Genomic DNA, 16,074 nt, shown 5'->3' with positions numbered 1-16,074 from the left:
CATATATAAACTAATTCCGGTTATAACTGTGACCCTAGAGAGTTAGTAATATATGCAGGAGATTTTGATCGTCGAAGACGAAACAATTATCCGCTCCGCCTTGCGCCGCCTGCTGGAACGTAACCAGTACCAGGTCAGCGAAGCCGGTTCAGTGCAGGAAGCACAAGAACGCTTCACCATTCCTACGTTCGACCTGATCGTCAGCGATCTGCGTTTGCCGGGCGCGCCGGGCACCGAGCTGATCAAGCTCGGCCAGGGCACGCCGGTGCTGATCATGACCAGTTACGCCAGCCTGCGCTCGGCGGTCGACTCGATGAAGATGGGCGCGGTGGATTACATCGCCAAGCCTTTCGACCACGATGAAATGCTCCAGGCCGTCGCGCGGATTCTGCGTGATCGCCAATCGGCCCCGGCTGCCGGCGAAGCGCTTGCCAGCAAACCGGCCAATGGCAGCGGCAAACCCGCCACCGACAACAGCAATGGCGAAATCGGCATCATCGGCTCGTGCCCGCCGATGCAGGATCTCTACAGCAAGATCCGCAAGGTCGCGCCGACCGATTCCAATGTGTTGATTCAGGGCGAGTCTGGCACCGGTAAAGAACTGGTGGCCCGTGCGCTGCACAACCTGTCGAAACGCGCCAAGGCACCGATGATCTCGGTGAACTGCGCCGCCATTCCGGAAAGCCTGATCGAGTCCGAACTGTTCGGCCATGAAAAAGGTGCGTTCACTGGCGCCAGCGCCGGGCGTGCCGGTCTGGTCGAAGCGGCGGACGGCGGCACGTTGTTCCTCGACGAAATCGGCGAACTGCCACTGGAAGCTCAGGCCCGCCTGTTGCGCGTGTTGCAGGAAGGCGAAATTCGCCGTGTTGGTTCGGTGCAGTCGCAGAAGGTCGATGTACGCCTGATCGCAGCAACGCACCGGGATCTGAAGAGCCTGGCGAAAATCGGCCAGTTCCGTGAAGACCTTTATTACCGTCTGCACGTGATTGCCCTGAAATTGCCAGCGCTGCGCGAACGCGGTGCCGACGTCAACGAAATCGCCACAGCTTTCCTCGCTCGCCAGAGCGCACGCATCAACCGTACCGACCTGAAATTTGCTGCCGATGCCGAACAGGCCATTCGTCACTATTCCTGGCCGGGTAACGTGCGCGAGCTGGAAAACGCAGTCGAGCGCGCGGTGATTCTCAGCGAAAGTCCGGAAATCTCTGCGGAACTGCTGGGCATCGACATTGAACTGAGCGATCTGGACGATGACGAGTTCATCGGCCTGCCACCGCAAACCGGTGGTAACGCCAGCAACAGCAGCCATGAGCCGACCGAAGACCTGTCGCTGGAGGATTACTTCCAGCACTTCGTCCTTGAGCATCAGGATCACATGACCGAGACCGAACTGGCGCGCAAACTGGGCGTCAGCCGTAAATGTCTGTGGGAACGCCGTCAGCGTCTGGGCATTCCACGGCGCAAGACCGGGGTCGCCAGCGAGAGCTGAACGTTACCTGTCGAGTGTGCGGGTAACGCTTGAAGATGTGAAAAAACTGTTACCTCAGTCTTTTCACGTAACAGAAGCCGGGGTTATCGGTAACGAAACCCCGGCTTTTTTTCGCCCCGAGAAAACGGTTATATCGACCTAACCCTTTGTTTTACGGGGTTTCGCAAAAGTTGGCACGACCCCTGCTATATGTTTGGTACAAGAACAATAACAAGCAATGCACAAGACAATAAAAATAAGACGAATCGACTCACGCACAATAAAAACAAGACGGCGAGAGGCGCAGCTAACTGATTCTTTTGGAGAGGCGTTGTATTTGGGGCTTGCCCCACGACCAGGCCGAGAACAACAAAAACTGTCCTAAGACAGAGCCTGTACTGGTTGGATCGTAAGATCACTGCAATTCAGCGACCAAAGCAATCCGTTTGCTCTTGGCTCCCGATTGGGAGGGTCACGAAGGAAAAGCTTCGTGGCGAGGGCACTCAACAAAAACAAGAAGCCCGAATCAATAATAAAAAGAGCACGCAACTACTTCTTGGGGAGCTTCGGCTCCCCTTGTAGTTTCTCCCTTCTGTAAAAAACTCCCTGTTTTACCCCCGTTTCACCCTTGTAGCTTGCGGCTTTCAGCTCGAAGCTGCTGTCTCCTACACCATCCCCCGACTAAATGCTAGAATCTGCGCCCATCATGCGGTCATTCTTTGGTATGGCCGAACATTCCTTCAAACAGTGCATCCCATGCTGAAGAAGTTGTTCCAGTCATTCCGAACTCCCGTGCGTCGTACGCAACACATCCGTAGCACCCCTGAAGTGCTCAACAGCGGTCAACATTCGCTGCAGAAAACGCAGTTCAGCCGCTATGCGGTGAATATTGTCGAACGCCTGCAAGGTGCCGGTTACCAGGCTTATCTGGTCGGTGGTTGCGTGCGTGACATGCTGCTGGGCATCACGCCCAAGGATTTCGACGTCGCCACCAGCGCCACGCCTGAGCAAGTCCGCGCCGAATTCCGCAACGCGCGGATCATTGGCCGTCGCTTCAAACTGGTGCATATCCATTTCGGTCGCGAAATCATCGAAGTCGCGACCTTCCGTGCCAATCACCCGGTCAATGAAGACGACGAGGACAGCAATCAGTCCTCGCGTAACGAAAGCGGGCGGATTCTGCGCGACAACGTTTACGGCACACTGGAAGAAGACGCGCAGCGCCGCGACTTCACCATCAACGCCCTGTATTACGATCCGGTCAGCGAGCGCATTCTCGATTACGCCAACGGCGTGCACGACATCCGCAATCACCTGATCCGTTTGATCGGCGATCCGAAGCAGCGTTATCAGGAAGACCCGGTGCGCATGCTGCGAGCCGTGCGTTTCGCCGCCAAGCTCAACTTCGGCATCGAGAAGCACACCGTGCAGCCGATCCGCGAGCTGGCGCCGATGCTGCGCGAGATCCCGTCGGCGCGTCTGTTCGAAGAAGTGCTCAAGCTGTTCCTCTCGGGACACGGCGCAATTACCTTCGAAATGCTGGTCGATCTGCAACTGTTCGCCCCGCTGTTCCCGGCCAGTGCCGATGCGCTGGAACACAACCCGGAATACACCCACACGCTGATCAGCGAAGCGCTGACCAACACCGACCTGCGCATCAAGCAGAACAAACCGGTGACCCCGGCGTTCCTGTTTGCCGCGCTGCTGTGGCCAGCCCTGCCGGCCCGCGTGTTGCGCTTGCAAGAACGTGGCATGCCGCCAATCCCTGCGATGCAGGAAGGCGCCCACGAGCTGATCGCCGAACAGTGCCAGCGCATCGCGATTCCAAAGCGTTTCACCATGCCGATCCGCGAGATCTGGGACATGCAGGAACGCCTGCCACGCCGCAGCGGCAAACGCGCCGACCTGTTGCTGGACAATCCGCGTTTCCGCGCCGGTTACGACTTCCTGCTGTTGCGTGAAAGCGCCGGCGAAGAGACTGACGGCCTCGGCGAATGGTGGACGGATTATCAGGACGCCAACGAAAGCGAACGTCGCGACATGATTCGCGACCTCAGCGGCAAAGGTGATGACGCCAGCGGAGCGCCACGCAAACGTCGCCGTAGCGGCGGTTCCAAGCGCAAACGCGCCGGCGCCCCGAGCGCTTCGACCGGCGAGTAAAAGCATGGCACGCATCTACATCGGCATGGGCAGCAACCTCGCTGACCCCGCCGAACAATTGCGCAGCGCCGTCGAGGCGCTGGGGCAATTGCCGCAGACCCTGGTCGCTGGCGTTTCTGCCTTTTATCAAAGCGATTCATTGCTGCCGGGCCAACCGCGATATACCAACGCGGTTGCAGCGCTCGACAGCTCGCTCTCCCCGATTCAGTTGCTCGATGCCTTGCAAGCGATCGAGAATGATCAGGGCCGCGAACGTCTGGAACGCTGGGGCCCGCGTACGCTGGATCTGGATATTCTGCTGTTCGGTGATCGCTTGATCGACGAGCCACGCCTGAAAGTCCCGCATTACCAGATTCAGGAACGCGCGTTCGTGCTGTATCCGCTCGCCGAACTGGCGCCGGCGGATCTCCATCTGCCCGATGGCCGCACCTTAGCCGACCTGCTCGCCGCCTGCCCGTTCATCGGCCTCGAACGCCTACCCCACCCCTGACACAACTCTCCCTGTAGGAGCTGTCGAGTGAAACGAGGCTGCGATCTTTTGATTTTCAAAAGCAACATCAAAAGATCGCAGCGTTCCGCAGCTCCTACAGATGGGGGTGATCCCCATAGAGTTTTGTCGGACAAAAATTCCTCGAATCAGGCCCGCCGCGCCGCTGAATCGCATCAGTAACGCCGGTAACACTCGCCTCGTAACAATGCGGTAACACACGCAATTGACTTCCTCGGTTCTCCTCACGACTATAGGCGTCCCGCTGCCGCCAACCCGGCACATACGGGCGCAATCCAGGCCTTATAAGCACGACAAAAGAGCGTGCGCCTGAGTAAATGAAGAATCACGCGCGTTACTCGCAGTAGTTTCCAGAGCGCCTGAACGAGGATTTTTTACATGCCAGCCATCACCCTGACCACGCTCCAGAGCCTCAAGCAGAAAGGTGAAAAAATCACCATGCTGACCTGCTATGACGCGACCTTCGCCCACGCCTGCAACGAGGCCGGTGTCGAAGTGCTGCTGGTGGGCGACTCCCTCGGCATGGTGCTGCAAGGTCACGACAGCACCTTGCCGGTGACCACCGCAGAAATGGCCTACCACACCGCGTGCGTCAAACGCGGTAACACCGACGCCCTGATCCTGGCTGACCTGCCGTTCATGGCCAACGCCACCCTCGAACAAACCATGATGAACAGCGCCATGCTGATGCAGGCCGGTGCGCACATGGTCAAGGTCGAAGGTCAGCTGTGGCTGGCGGAGTCGATCCGTCTGCTCGCCGAACGCGGTGTGCCGGTGTGCGCACACATGGGCCTGACCCCGCAAGCGGTGAACATCCTGGGTGGCTATAAAGTGCAGGGCCGCAACGAAAACCAGGCGCGGCAGATGCGTGCCGATGCGATCTCGCTGGAGCAGGCTGGCGCGTCCATGCTGCTGCTCGAATGCGTGCCAAGCGAACTGGCTGCTGAAATCACCCAAGCGGTGAAAATCCCGGTTATCGGCATCGGCGCCGGCGCGGATACCGACGGCCAGGTGCTGGTGCTGCACGACATGCTCGGTCTGTCGATCACCGGTCGCGTACCGAAATTCGTCAAAAACTTCATGCACGACCAGGACAACATCCAGTCCGCATTGAAGGCTTACGTCAGTGAAGTCAAAGCTGCCACGTTCCCTGGCATCGAACACGGATTCTCTGCATGAACACCGTAAAAACCGTACGCGAACTGCGCGCCGCCGTCGCCCGCGCACGCAGTGAAGGCAAGCGCATCGGCTTCGTGCCGACCATGGGCAACCTGCACAGCGGCCACGTCGCCCTGGTGACCAAAGCCACGCAACGCGTGGACTTCGTGGTGGCGAGCATTTTCGTCAACCCGCTGCAATTCGGCGCCGGTGAAGACCTCGACAAGTACCCGCGCACCCTCGCGGCGGATCAGGAAAAACTGCTTGAAGCCGGGTGCTCCCTGCTGTTCGCGCCGACCGTTGAGGAAATGTACCCCGACGGCATGGCCGGGCAGACCCGGGTCAGCGTGCCGCAACTGTCCGAAGGACTGTGCGGCGCCAGCCGTCCGGGACACTTTGAAGGTGTGGCGACGGTGGTCAGCAAGCTGTTCAACATGGTGCAGCCGGATCTGGCGATTTTCGGTCAGAAGGACTTCCAGCAACTGGCGGTGATTCGCGCGCTGGTGCATGACCTGAACATGCCGATCCAGATCATCGGCGAGCCGACCGTACGCGCTGCGGACGGTCTGGCGCTGTCATCGCGCAACGGCTTCCTTAATGAGGAACAACGCGCGGTAGCCCCAGTGGTTTATCGCACGCTGAGCAACATTGCCGAGTCGATCAAGCAAGGCGAGCGTGATTTCCCGGCGCTGATCAGTGCCCAGCTGCAACAGCTGGAAGCGGCAGGCCTGTGCCCGGATTACCTGGAAATCCGCCATGCGCTGACCTTGCGTCCGGCGACGACTGAAGACCGTGATCTGGTGATTCTGCTGGCCGCTTTCCTCGGTACTACGCGATTGATCGACAACCTGCACCTGAATCTCGACACCCCCTCTTAAAAACACCGCAGTCCCCCCTGTGGGAGCGGGCTTGCTCGCGAATGCAATCTATCAGTTGACCAACATGTCGACTGATACGACGCCTTCGCGAGCAAGCCCGCTCCCACAGTGGTTTTCGGCGCATGAACGATTGCATATCAGCTGTATTGCCGCCCCCAGACCCTTCGGGCACACTGCCCGCCGTCCGATTCCAACCCGGGAGGTTCAGCTTGCCCGACCTCGCCCTCCCCCTCCGTTTGTCGGCCACTCCCTGTATTAAATGTTAAAAAAGTACAGGGATCAGGTCAGAAGAAGTCAAGACAGATCGCAGCGCGAGGTTTACTGTATTCGCCCTGCGTCGATAAATCGTGTAGACGCAGTTGACCGCGCACCCAAACATGGCGCGCCGGTCTGATCCGTGTTCAGAAGCCGTTCAAGTAAAAAGGAAAACCGCAGCGATGGCGTATTACCTCACTCCTCAAGACGTTACCGCTCTGCCCGCCTGGCAAGCGTTGAAAGATCACCGCCAAGCCATGCAGGATTTCAGCATGCGCGAGGCCTTCAACGCCGATCCGCAGCGCTTCAATCAGTTCACCCTCAGCAGCTGCGGCCTGTTTCTCGATTATTCGAAGAATTTGATCAACGCCGAGACCCGCAATCTGCTCGTGGGTCTGGCCAATGAAGTCGATCTGAAGGGCGCGATCAAAGCGCTGTTCGAAGGCGAAATCGTCAACACCTCCGAAGGCCGCCCGGCGCTGCACACCGCCCTGCGCCGCCCGGTGGGCGACAAGCTGTCGGTCAACGGCGTCAACGTGATGCCGGAAGTCCACAAAGTACTGAACCAGATCACCGACCTCGTGGGCCGCATCCACGACGGTCTGTGGCGCGGTTACACCGAGAAGCCGATCACTGACGTGGTCAACATCGGCATCGGTGGCTCGTTCCTCGGCCCTGAGCTGGTCTCCGAAGCCTTGTTGTCGTACGCGCAAAAAGGCGTGCGTTGCCACTATCTGGCAAACATCGACGGCAGCGAATTCCACGAGCTGACGCAAAAACTGCGCGCCGAGACCACGCTGTTCATCGTTTCGTCGAAATCCTTCAACACCCTCGAAACCCTGAAGAACGCTCAGGCCGCACGTGCCTGGTATCTGGCGCAGGGCGGTTCGGAAGCTGAGCTGTATCGCCACTTCATCGCCGTCTCGAGCAACAACGCCGCGGCTGTGGCGTTCGGTATTCGTGAAGAAAACATCTTCCCGATGTGGGACTGGGTTGGCGGTCGTTACTCGCTGTGGTCGGCGATCGGTTTGCCGATTGCGCTGGCGATCGGCATGTCCAACTTCAAGGAATTGCTGTCCGGTGCCTACACCATGGATCAGCATTTCCAGACTGCGCCATTCGAGCAGAATATGCCTGTGCTGTTGGGCTTGCTGGGTGTGTGGTATGGCAACTTCTGGGGCGCGCAAAGCCACGCGATCCTGCCGTACGACCACTACCTGCGCAACATCACCAAGCACTTGCAACAACTGGACATGGAATCCAATGGCAAGAGCGTGCGTCAGGACGGCACCCCGGTGTCGACCGATACTGGCCCGGTGATCTGGGGCGGCGTCGGCTGCAACGGTCAGCACGCTTACCACCAGTTGCTGCACCAAGGTTCGCAACTGATCCCGGCCGACTTCATCGTGCCGATCGTCAGCTTCAACCCGGTCGCCGATCACCATCAATGGCTGTACGCGAACTGCCTGTCGCAGAGCCAGGCGCTGATGCTCGGCAAGACTTTGCCGGAAGCAGAAGCCGAGTTGCGCGAAAAAGGCATGAGCGAAGAGCAAGTGCACAAACTCGCACCGCACAAGGTGATCCCGGGCAACCGTCCGAGCAACACCCTCGTGGTTGAACGCATCAGCCCGCGTCGTCTCGGCGCATTGGTGGCGATGTATGAACACAAAGTGTTCGTGCAGAGCGTGGTCTGGGGCATCAATGCCTTCGATCAGTGGGGCGTGGAGTTGGGCAAGGAGTTGGGCAAAGGCGTTTACAACCGTCTGGTGGGCAGCGATGAAACCACCGCTGACGACCCGTCCACCCAAGGCCTGATCAACTACTTCCGCGGTCGTCACCGCGGGTGATAGGCTGAAGGGGCGGTTTGCCTGCCCCTACAGCTTGCAACATCGACAGTTCCACGGCACCGGGCTAATCGCAGAATCGGTGGCGTACACGATCCCTGTAGGAGCTGCCGAAGGCTGCGATCTTTTGATCTTGACCTTAAAAAACAAGATCAAAAGATCGCAGCCTTCGGCAGCTCCTACGAGGGTCGTACAGCTCCCCTCTTGTCGCACAACAAGAATAAGGAACCGTCATGTTCGATATCAGCACGTTCCCCAAAGCCGATGCCGTCCGCCGGGCTGCGCAATTGAGTCAGGATGATTATCGGCGCCTGTACCGCGAATCCATTGAACACCCCGACACCTTCTGGGCCGAGCAAGCCACGCGCTTCCTCGACTGGAGCACGCCGTGGCAAACCGTTCAGCGCTTTGACCTGAAAACCGGTGAAGCCGCCTGGTTTGCCGGGGGCCAACTGAACGTCAGCTACAACTGCATCGACCGCCATCTCGAACAACGCGGCGAGCAGACCGCCCTGCTCTGGGAAGGTGACGACCCCTCCGAATCGGCACAAATCACTTACAAAAAACTTCACCACCATGTCTGCCGCCTGGCCAACGTGCTGAAAAGCCGTGGCGTAAAAAAAGGCGACCGGGTGTGCATTTACATGCCGATGATCCCCGAAGCCGCTTACGCGATGCTCGCCTGCACGAGGATTGGCGCGGTGCATTCGGTGGTGTTTGGTGGCTTCTCCCCCGACTCCCTGCGTGACCGCATTCTCGATGCCGACTGCCGCACCGTGATCACCGCCGACGAAGGTGTGCGCGGTGGCAAGTTTGTGCCGTTGAAGCAGAACGTCGACAAAGCCCTGCAAAGTTGCCCGGACGTCAGCACCGTCGTGGTGGTTGAACGCTCTCAAGGCAAGGTCGACTGGGTCGAAGGTCGCGATCTCTGGTATCACCAGGCCGTGCGCGACGTCAGCGACGATTGCCCGCCGGAACCGATGGACGCCGAAGATCCGCTGTTCATCCTCTACACCTCCGGCAGCACCGGCAAACCCAAAGGCGTGCTGCACACCACCGGTGGCTACTTACTGCAAGCGGCGATGACCTTCAAATACGTGCTCGATTACCGTGACGGCGAAGTGTTCTGGTGCACCGCCGACGTCGGCTGGGTCACCGGCCACAGCTACATCGTCTACGGCCCGTTGGCTAACGGTGCGACCACATTGATGTTCGAAGGCGTGCCGAGCTATCCGAGCAGTTCACGTTTCTGGCAGGTCATCGATAAACACAAGGTCAACATTTTCTACACCGCGCCCACCGCCCTGCGCGCATTGATGCGCGAAGGCGCCGAACCGTTGCAGGAAACGTCGCGCGCCAGCCTCAGATTACTCGGCAGCGTCGGTGAGCCGATTAACCCGGAAGCGTGGGAATGGTATTTCAACGTGGTCGGCGAACAGCGCTGCCCGATTGTCGATACCTGGTGGCAGACCGAAACTGGCGGCATCATGCTCAGCCCGCTGGTCAGTGCGCAGCGGATCAAACCGGGCTGCGCTACACAGCCGATGTTCGGCGTGCAACCGGTGTTGCTCGACGAGCAAGGCAAGGAAATCCAAGGCGCCGGCAGCGGCGTGCTGGCGATCAAATCCAGTTGGCCGGCGCAGATTCGCAGCGTCTATGGCGACCCGCAACGGATGGTCGACACCTATTTCAAACCCTACCCCGGCTACTATTTCACCGGCGACGGCGCGCGGCGCGATGAGGACGGCGATTACTGGATCACCGGGCGCATCGATGACGTGATCAATGTGTCCGGCCACCGCATTGGCACCGCTGAAGTGGAAAGTGCCTTGGTGTTGCACGACAGCATCGCCGAGGCCGCCGTGGTCGGTTATCCGCACGACGTCAAAGGTCAGGGCATCTATGCCTTCGTCACGCCCATGAACGGCACTGAACCCAACGACGAACTGAAGAAAGAATTGCTCGCCCACGTCAGCAAGGAAATCGGCAGCTTCGCTAAACCGGATCTGATCCAGTGGGCGCCGGCCTTGCCGAAAACCCGCTCAGGCAAGATCATGCGCCGCATTCTGCGCAAGATTGCCTGCAACGAACTCGACAGCCTCGGCGACACTTCGACCCTGGCCGACCCGAGCGTGGTGCAAGGCCTGATCGACAAGCGCCTCAATCAGTAACACGTCGGGCGCGGACAACCGGCCGCGCCCGCCCTTCTTCACTGAGTGGTCATGGAATTCATCCGCAGTCGCATCGAAAACCAACTCATGAGCCTGACCGGGTTATCCCTCGGCCAACTCGATCTGGAAAACCCCAAGGGCGATCCCGGCCTGTTCGGCCCCGATTCGGTCAGTTGGCAGGTGCACGGTGATTTCAGCAGCATGTTGATCGGCGGCATCAGCGCGTTGTTGCTGCAAGCCCTGCATCCGCTGGCGCTGGCCGGGGTTTGGGATCATTCGAATTTTCGTCAGGACATGCTAGGGCGCTTGCGGCGCACCAGCCAGTTTGTCTCCGGCACCACGTTTGGCTCGCGGCGGGATGCCGACTGGTTGATCGAGAAAGTCCGCACTATTCACCTGCAAGTGGTGGGCACCGCACCGGACGGCCGGCCTTATGCGGCCAGTGATCCGGACTTGCTGACGTGGGTGCATGTGGCCGAAGTCAGTAACTTTCTGGCGGCGCATTTGCGCTATCGCAATCCACAGTTGTCGCTGGCTGATCAGGATCGTTATTACGCCGAGATCGCCGTGGTCGCCGAACGCCTAGGCGCACGCGATGTGCCCAAGTCGCGGCAGGCCGTGGCCGATTATCTGCAACGCATGCGCCCGCAATTGCTGTGCGATGAACGCAGCCGTGAGGTTTTGCGTTTGTTGCTGGCCGCACCGGCGCCGAGTGTTCTGGCGCGACCGTTTGGCGATCTGATGATGAAGGCGGGCATTGATCTGCTGCCGGACTGGGCCAGCGACATGCTCGAGGTGCGGCAGAGTTCGCTGCAACGCCAGTTGATTCGCGCCAGCGTCAAACGCAGCGCACCGATGCTGCGCTGGGCGATGCGCAATGGTTCGGTGCAGAGAGCCAAACGCAGGATGGGGCTGAGCTGACGCTCAGAGCTGCAAGCTGCAAGTTTTGAGCTTGAAGCTTGAAGCTTGGAGCTTGCAGCTCAGTAACTGTTAAACTCCCGCGCCCCAATTCTCTCCAGCAAGGCGCATGCATGTCTTCCTTGAATCAGGCGCTGCGCGCCGCCCTCGATCAACGCCAGGACTTGCTCGCTGTGCTGCACAGCCAGGGCACCGATTGCTATCGGCTGTTCCACGGCAGCCAGGAAGGCGCCGGCGGTCTGACCATCGACCGCTATGGCCCGCAACTGCTGGTGCAGAGTTTTCACCAGACGCTTGAGCGTGACGACCTGCTGCAACTGCACGCGATGGTCAATCAAACCCTGGGCCTGGAAACCTTGCTGGTCTACAACGACCGCTCCCGTGGCAACTCGCGCATCGACCGTGAAGACAGCGTCTACAAAGCCGAAGACGCCGCACTGGTTGATCTGGTCGGTCACGAATGGGGCCTCAATTACCGCGTGCGCGGGCGCCACGCCGGGCAGGATCCGCTGTTGTTCCTCGACCTGCGCAACACGCGCGGCTGGGTCAAGGAGCACGCCAAAGGCAAATCCGTGCTCAACCTGTTCGCCTACACCTGCGGCGTCGGCCTCAGTGCCGCAGCCGGTGGCGCCCGTGAAGTGTGCAATCTGGATTTCGCCGAAGGTAACTTGGCGGTCGGTCGCGAAAACGGTTTGCTCAATCCGCAGTTGCCGGAGATGGAATTCATTCAGTCGGATTATTTTCCGGCGATCCGCCAACTCGCCGGCCTGCCGATCAGCCAGCGTCGCGGGCAGAAACTGCCAAGCTACCAGCGCCTCGAACAGCGTCAGTACGATCTGGTGCTGCTCGATCCGCCGGCCTGGGCCAAGAGCGCGTTCGGCACCGTTGACCTGCTGCGCGATTATCAAAGCCTGCTCAAACCCGCGCTGCTGACCACCGCCGACAACGGCGTACTCATTTGCTGCAACAATCTGGCGAAAGTCAGCATGGACGACTGGCGCGAACAAGTCCTGCGCTGCGCCGAAAAGGCCGGCCGCCCGGTGCGCGAGTGGAGTGTGATGACCCCGGGTGCAGACTTCCCGTCCATGGATCAGCAACCGCCACTGAAAACCCTGATCCTGCAGCTATAACCCCTCTTGCATGATGTACAACTTCCCCCTGTGAGAGCGAGCCTGCTCGCGAAAGCGGTGTATCAGCCAACCCATAGTGTGACTGGTAGGACGCCTTCGCGAGCAGGCTCGCTCCCACAAGGGATCTGTGTTTTGAGACAAATCTGAACAATCCTGACCCATGCGATGTACTTCGGAACCAGATTCGCGTGCCATACTCCAAGGCACTTCGATTCAGACAGATGAAGCCGCACATGACCAAAGGATTGATTCGCGCGATTGGCGCCTTGTTGACTGCGCTGGCCCTCTACAGCCTGCTGGGGTTTCTGATTTTGCCGGGCATTGCCCTGCGAGTGGCCAACCAGCAACTGGCCAATTACGCCACGGTGCCGGCGCATATCCAGCGCATCGAACTCAACCCGTTCAGCCTTGAGGTCACCTTGTGGGGCCTGGTTATTGGTGAACCGGGCAAAGAGCAGGTGGGCTTCGAACGCCTGTACGCCGACCTGCAAATCGACAGTCTGTGGACCAAAGCCCTGCATCTGGCGAACATCGAACTGGACAAGCCGAAGACCGAAATCCTCTTCGCCAAAGACGGCAAGCTCAATCTGCTCGGCCTGTTCAACGTGCCGGCCAGCGAACCGGTTCCGGCCGATCCCGACGCCAAACCGTTCCCGCTGCGCATCGACAACATCAAACTGGCCAGCGGCGTCGTGCACTTTCAGGACGTGCGCCCAAGCGAGCCGATTGAATTCCTTTACGACGACCTCAGCTTCGAACTGAAAAACCTCAGCACCCTGCCCGAAGACAGCGCCGACATGACCCTCGTCGCGATCGGCCCGGCCGGCGGACGAATCGACTGGAGCGGCAATTTCAGCCTGATCCCGTTCACTTCCGAAGGCACCCTGAAAGTCACCGACGGCAAGATGAAAGCCTTCTGGCCTTACGTGCGTGACTCGGTGCCTTTGGTACTCAACGACGGCGTGGTCAGCCTCAGCACCGAATACAAACTCAATCTGTCGAAAGAAACCGAACTGCTGCTCAACAACGTCAACGTCAGCATCGCGCCGTTCGCGATCAGCGCTCCGGATGGCCGCCCGCTGGCCAAGCTTGAGCGCCTCGACGTCAGCGACACCAGCATCGATCTGGCCAAGCAACACGTGGTGGTCGGCAAGATCCGCAGCCAGAAACTGGAAACCTGGGCCGCCCTCGAAGCTGACGGCCAGCTCGACTGGCAAAAACTGTTCGCCAGCCAACCGTCAAAACCCGCCGCCAAAGCCGCCGCCGAACCGGCCAGCACACCGGCCGCTGCCGATTCGCCGAAAGCTGAACCGACGGCGCCAGGCAAACCATGGCAAGTGCTGCTCAAAGACGTGCAACTGCGCGACTACACCGTTCACCTCGCCGACCGTTCCGCCACGCCTGCGGTGGCGCTGGATATCACGCCGCTGAACATTGATCTGCAGGATTTCGACAGCCTCAACGGCTCGCCCTTCAAGGTCAAACTCGACAGCGGCGTCGGCAAATCAGGCAAGCTCAGCGCCGACGGCACGGTCAACCTGGCGCCGGTCAACGCTCAACTCAATGTGAAAACCCAGGACATCGACCTGCGTGTCGCACAGTCCTACATCAACCCGTTTATTCGTCTGGAACTGCGCAGCGGCATGCTCGGCAGTGACCTTAAGGTCAACCTCAAGAGCACCGAACCGCTGGCCCTCAGCGTGACCGGCCGCGCGCAGATCGATCAACTGCACACCCTCGACACCCTGAAAACCCGCGACTTCCTCAAATGGCAGCAAGTGGTGGTCGAAGGCCTGAATTATCAGCACGGTGACAGCCTGTCGATCGACAAGGTCAACCTGTTCCAGCCGTATGCGCGCTTCATGATCAACGATGATCGCACCACCAACATCGACGATTTGCTGATCCCGCAACCGGCCGACAGTGGCGCGAAATCCACTGCGGCGAAACCGGCCAGCAAGGACAAACCGCTGGGCATTCATATCGGCGGCATTGCGATCAATGACGGCTCGGCCAACTTCGCCGACTTCAGCCTGACGCCTAATTTCGCCACTGCGATCCAACAACTGAACGGTCAGATCGGCACCATCGACAGCCGTCAGGCGAAACCGGCCAGCGTCGACATCAAGGGCAAGGTCGACCGTTATGCTCCGGTAACCATCAAGGGCGCGGTCAATCCCTTCGACCCGATGGCCAGCCTCGACATCGCCACCAGTTTCAAACGCGTCGAGCTGACCACGCTGACGCCATACTCCGGCAAATTCGCTGGTTATCGGATCCGCAAGGGCCGGCTCAATCTCGACCTGCATTACTTGATCACCAAAGGCCAACTGAAAGCCGAGAACAAAGTGGTGGTCGAACAGTTGCAGCTCGGTGAGAAAGTCGACAGCCCGGACGCCGTAAGCCTGCCGTTGAAACTGGCGATTGCGCTGCTCAAGGACGTCGACGGCAAAATCTCCATCGAATTGCCGGTGACCGGCGACCTCAACAATCCGCAGTTCAGCGTGATGCCGATTGTCTGGCAGACCCTGCGCAACCTGATCGTCAAAGCCGCAGCGGCGCCGTTCAAGCTGATTGGCGGTTTGGTCAGCGGTGGCGGTTCCGAAGACCTCGGCACCGTGTCGTTCGCGCCGGGCTCCAGTGAGTTGAGCAAAGACGCCGAAGGCGCGCTGGTGAAACTGTCGCAAGCGCTGAAAGAACGCCCTGCCCTGCGTCTGGAAATCGAAGGCACCGCCGCGCAAAGCAGCGATGGCCCGCTGATCGCCGAACAGCGTCTGGAACGTGAATATCAGTACAACTACTACAAGATGCTCCAGCGCCGTGGCGATAAAGTCCCGGCTCAAGCATCTTTGATCGAAGTGCCGGAAGGCGAAAAAGGCCCGCTGCTCGAAGGCATTTATCGCACCCGTCTGAAAACCCAGCCGCCGGCTGAATGGAAGGATCTGGGCAAGGAAGAACGCACGGCGAAAATGCGCGAAGGCGTGATCAAGTTCTGGAGTGGCAGCGACGTGTTGCTGCGTCAGTTGGGTCAGGATCGCGCCAGCAGCATCAAGGATTATCTGGTCGACAAAGGCCAACTGGCCGATGACCGCGTGTACTTCATCGACGCCAATCTCGGTCAGGCTGAAAGCGATGGTCGGGTGATCACACCGTTGCATCTGGACGCCGAGTAATGACAGGCAAGTGGCTGGCGGCGATCGCCCTGACGCTGGCTGCCAGCCCCGTCTGGGCGTCGGATACGTTGCGCTGCGGCAGTCAACTGGTCAGCCTCGGCGACCGCGCCAGCGAAGTGCTGCAGAAGTGCGGCGAACCGGTTGGTCGCGATCCGCTGGGTTACAAGCGCAGCGCCAATCGGCGTGAAGAGTTTCAGGTCGAGGAATGGACGTACGGGCCGAACAACGGCATGTACCAATACCTGCGCTTTGAAGGCAATCGCCTGCGGCAGATCACCAGCAAACGCGGTAACTAAAACACATCAAGAGATCGCAGCCTTCGGCAGCTCCTACTTTGGAATGCATTTCCCTGTAGGAGCTGCCGAAGGCTGCGATCTTTTTTTGCGCCTGAAATAGAACGGGCCCCGACAC

Annotated in this window: 11 protein-coding genes; all 11 read left to right on the top strand. The window is 59.4% G+C overall.

Annotated elements, in window-relative coordinates; all coding sequences use genetic code 11:
- Window positions 1-52: 52 nt before the first annotated feature.
- The 11 genes from ACIOMO_RS22720 to ACIOMO_RS22670 all read left to right on the top strand — a co-directional run bounded on the left by ACIOMO_RS22720 (window position 53) and on the right by ACIOMO_RS22670 (window position 15,959).
- Window positions 53-1,489 carry a sigma-54-dependent transcriptional regulator gene (locus tag ACIOMO_RS22720; RefSeq protein ID WP_401243693.1) on the top strand — a complete coding sequence of 479 codons (1,437 nt, stop codon included), beginning with the start codon at window positions 53-55 and terminating at the stop codon, window positions 1,487-1,489.
- A 735-nt stretch (window positions 1,490-2,224) separates the two neighbouring features.
- Window positions 2,225-3,628: a polynucleotide adenylyltransferase PcnB gene (locus tag ACIOMO_RS22715; protein ID WP_053123896.1), complete on the top strand. Its 1,404-nt coding sequence runs from the start codon at window positions 2,225-2,227 to the stop codon at window positions 3,626-3,628.
- A 4-nt stretch (window positions 3,629-3,632) separates the two neighbouring features.
- On the top strand, window positions 3,633-4,118 hold the full coding sequence (folK, locus tag ACIOMO_RS22710) for a 2-amino-4-hydroxy-6-hydroxymethyldihydropteridine diphosphokinase (RefSeq protein ID WP_401243691.1): 486 nt from the start codon (window positions 3,633-3,635) through the stop codon (window positions 4,116-4,118).
- Window positions 4,119-4,514: 396 nt separating this feature from the next.
- A complete protein-coding gene (gene panB, locus ACIOMO_RS22705) occupies window positions 4,515-5,315 on the top strand; it encodes a 3-methyl-2-oxobutanoate hydroxymethyltransferase (protein WP_159815137.1) in 801 nt (266 codons plus the stop codon).
- Window positions 5,312-6,172, top strand: a complete 861-nt coding sequence (gene panC, locus ACIOMO_RS22700) for a pantoate--beta-alanine ligase (RefSeq protein ID WP_401243689.1) — start codon at window positions 5,312-5,314, stop codon at window positions 6,170-6,172. The genes panB and panC overlap by 4 nt, the downstream gene beginning before the upstream one ends.
- 437 nt (window positions 6,173-6,609) lie before the next feature.
- Window positions 6,610-8,274, top strand: coding sequence for a glucose-6-phosphate isomerase (pgi, locus tag ACIOMO_RS22695; protein WP_053123903.1), 1,665 nt, complete (start codon window positions 6,610-6,612; stop codon window positions 8,272-8,274).
- Between the two features lie 230 nt (window positions 8,275-8,504).
- Window positions 8,505-10,442, top strand: a complete 1,938-nt coding sequence (acs, locus tag ACIOMO_RS22690; protein WP_401243687.1) for an acetate--CoA ligase — start codon at window positions 8,505-8,507, stop codon at window positions 10,440-10,442.
- Window positions 10,443-10,493: 51 nt separating this feature from the next.
- The gene (locus ACIOMO_RS22685; protein ID WP_401243685.1) at window positions 10,494-11,363 is read left to right on the top strand and encodes an oxygenase MpaB family protein; all 870 of its coding nucleotides are present in this window, start codon (window positions 10,494-10,496) and stop codon (window positions 11,361-11,363) included.
- A 110-nt stretch (window positions 11,364-11,473) separates the two neighbouring features.
- Complete coding sequence (locus ACIOMO_RS22680) at window positions 11,474-12,490, top strand: class I SAM-dependent rRNA methyltransferase (protein ID WP_053123910.1); 1,017 nt, start codon at window positions 11,474-11,476, stop codon at window positions 12,488-12,490.
- A gap of 221 nt (window positions 12,491-12,711) precedes the next feature.
- Window positions 12,712-15,663, top strand: a complete 2,952-nt coding sequence (locus ACIOMO_RS22675; protein WP_401243683.1) for a DUF748 domain-containing protein — start codon at window positions 12,712-12,714, stop codon at window positions 15,661-15,663.
- Complete coding sequence (locus tag ACIOMO_RS22670) at window positions 15,663-15,959, top strand: DUF2845 domain-containing protein (protein WP_401243681.1); 297 nt, start codon at window positions 15,663-15,665, stop codon at window positions 15,957-15,959. Before ACIOMO_RS22675 ends, ACIOMO_RS22670 begins: the two co-directional genes overlap by 1 nt.
- Window positions 15,960-16,074 lie beyond the last annotated feature (115 nt).

Origin of the sequence: Pseudomonas sp. NPDC087804, from assembly GCF_044742965.1 — a bacterium.
Taxonomy (GTDB): Bacteria; Pseudomonadota; Gammaproteobacteria; order Pseudomonadales; family Pseudomonadaceae; genus Aquipseudomonas; species Aquipseudomonas rustica.
The sequence above is the reverse complement of the archived record's forward strand: the minus strand, read 5'-3'. Positions and strand labels throughout refer to the sequence as shown.

Bases quoted from the DNA above. Each gene is read 5' to 3' on its own strand.
- ACIOMO_RS22720 (WP_401243693.1), top strand. From the start codon at position 53: ATGCAGGAGATTTTGATCGTCGAAGACGAAACAATTATCCGCTCCGCC.
- ACIOMO_RS22715 (WP_053123896.1), top strand. From the start codon at position 2,225: ATGCTGAAGAAGTTGTTCCAGTCATTCCGAACTCCCGTGCGTCGTACG.
- folK (WP_401243691.1), top strand. From the start codon at position 3,633: ATGGCACGCATCTACATCGGCATGGGCAGCAACCTCGCTGACCCCGCC.
- panB (WP_159815137.1), top strand. From the start codon at position 4,515: ATGCCAGCCATCACCCTGACCACGCTCCAGAGCCTCAAGCAGAAAGGT.
- panC (WP_401243689.1), top strand. From the start codon at position 5,312: ATGAACACCGTAAAAACCGTACGCGAACTGCGCGCCGCCGTCGCCCGC.
- pgi (WP_053123903.1), top strand. From the start codon at position 6,610: ATGGCGTATTACCTCACTCCTCAAGACGTTACCGCTCTGCCCGCCTGG.
- acs (WP_401243687.1), top strand. From the start codon at position 8,505: ATGTTCGATATCAGCACGTTCCCCAAAGCCGATGCCGTCCGCCGGGCT.
- ACIOMO_RS22685 (WP_401243685.1), top strand. From the start codon at position 10,494: ATGGAATTCATCCGCAGTCGCATCGAAAACCAACTCATGAGCCTGACC.
- ACIOMO_RS22680 (WP_053123910.1), top strand. From the start codon at position 11,474: ATGTCTTCCTTGAATCAGGCGCTGCGCGCCGCCCTCGATCAACGCCAG.
- ACIOMO_RS22675 (WP_401243683.1), top strand. From the start codon at position 12,712: ATGAAGCCGCACATGACCAAAGGATTGATTCGCGCGATTGGCGCCTTG.
- ACIOMO_RS22670 (WP_401243681.1), top strand. From the start codon at position 15,663: ATGACAGGCAAGTGGCTGGCGGCGATCGCCCTGACGCTGGCTGCCAGC.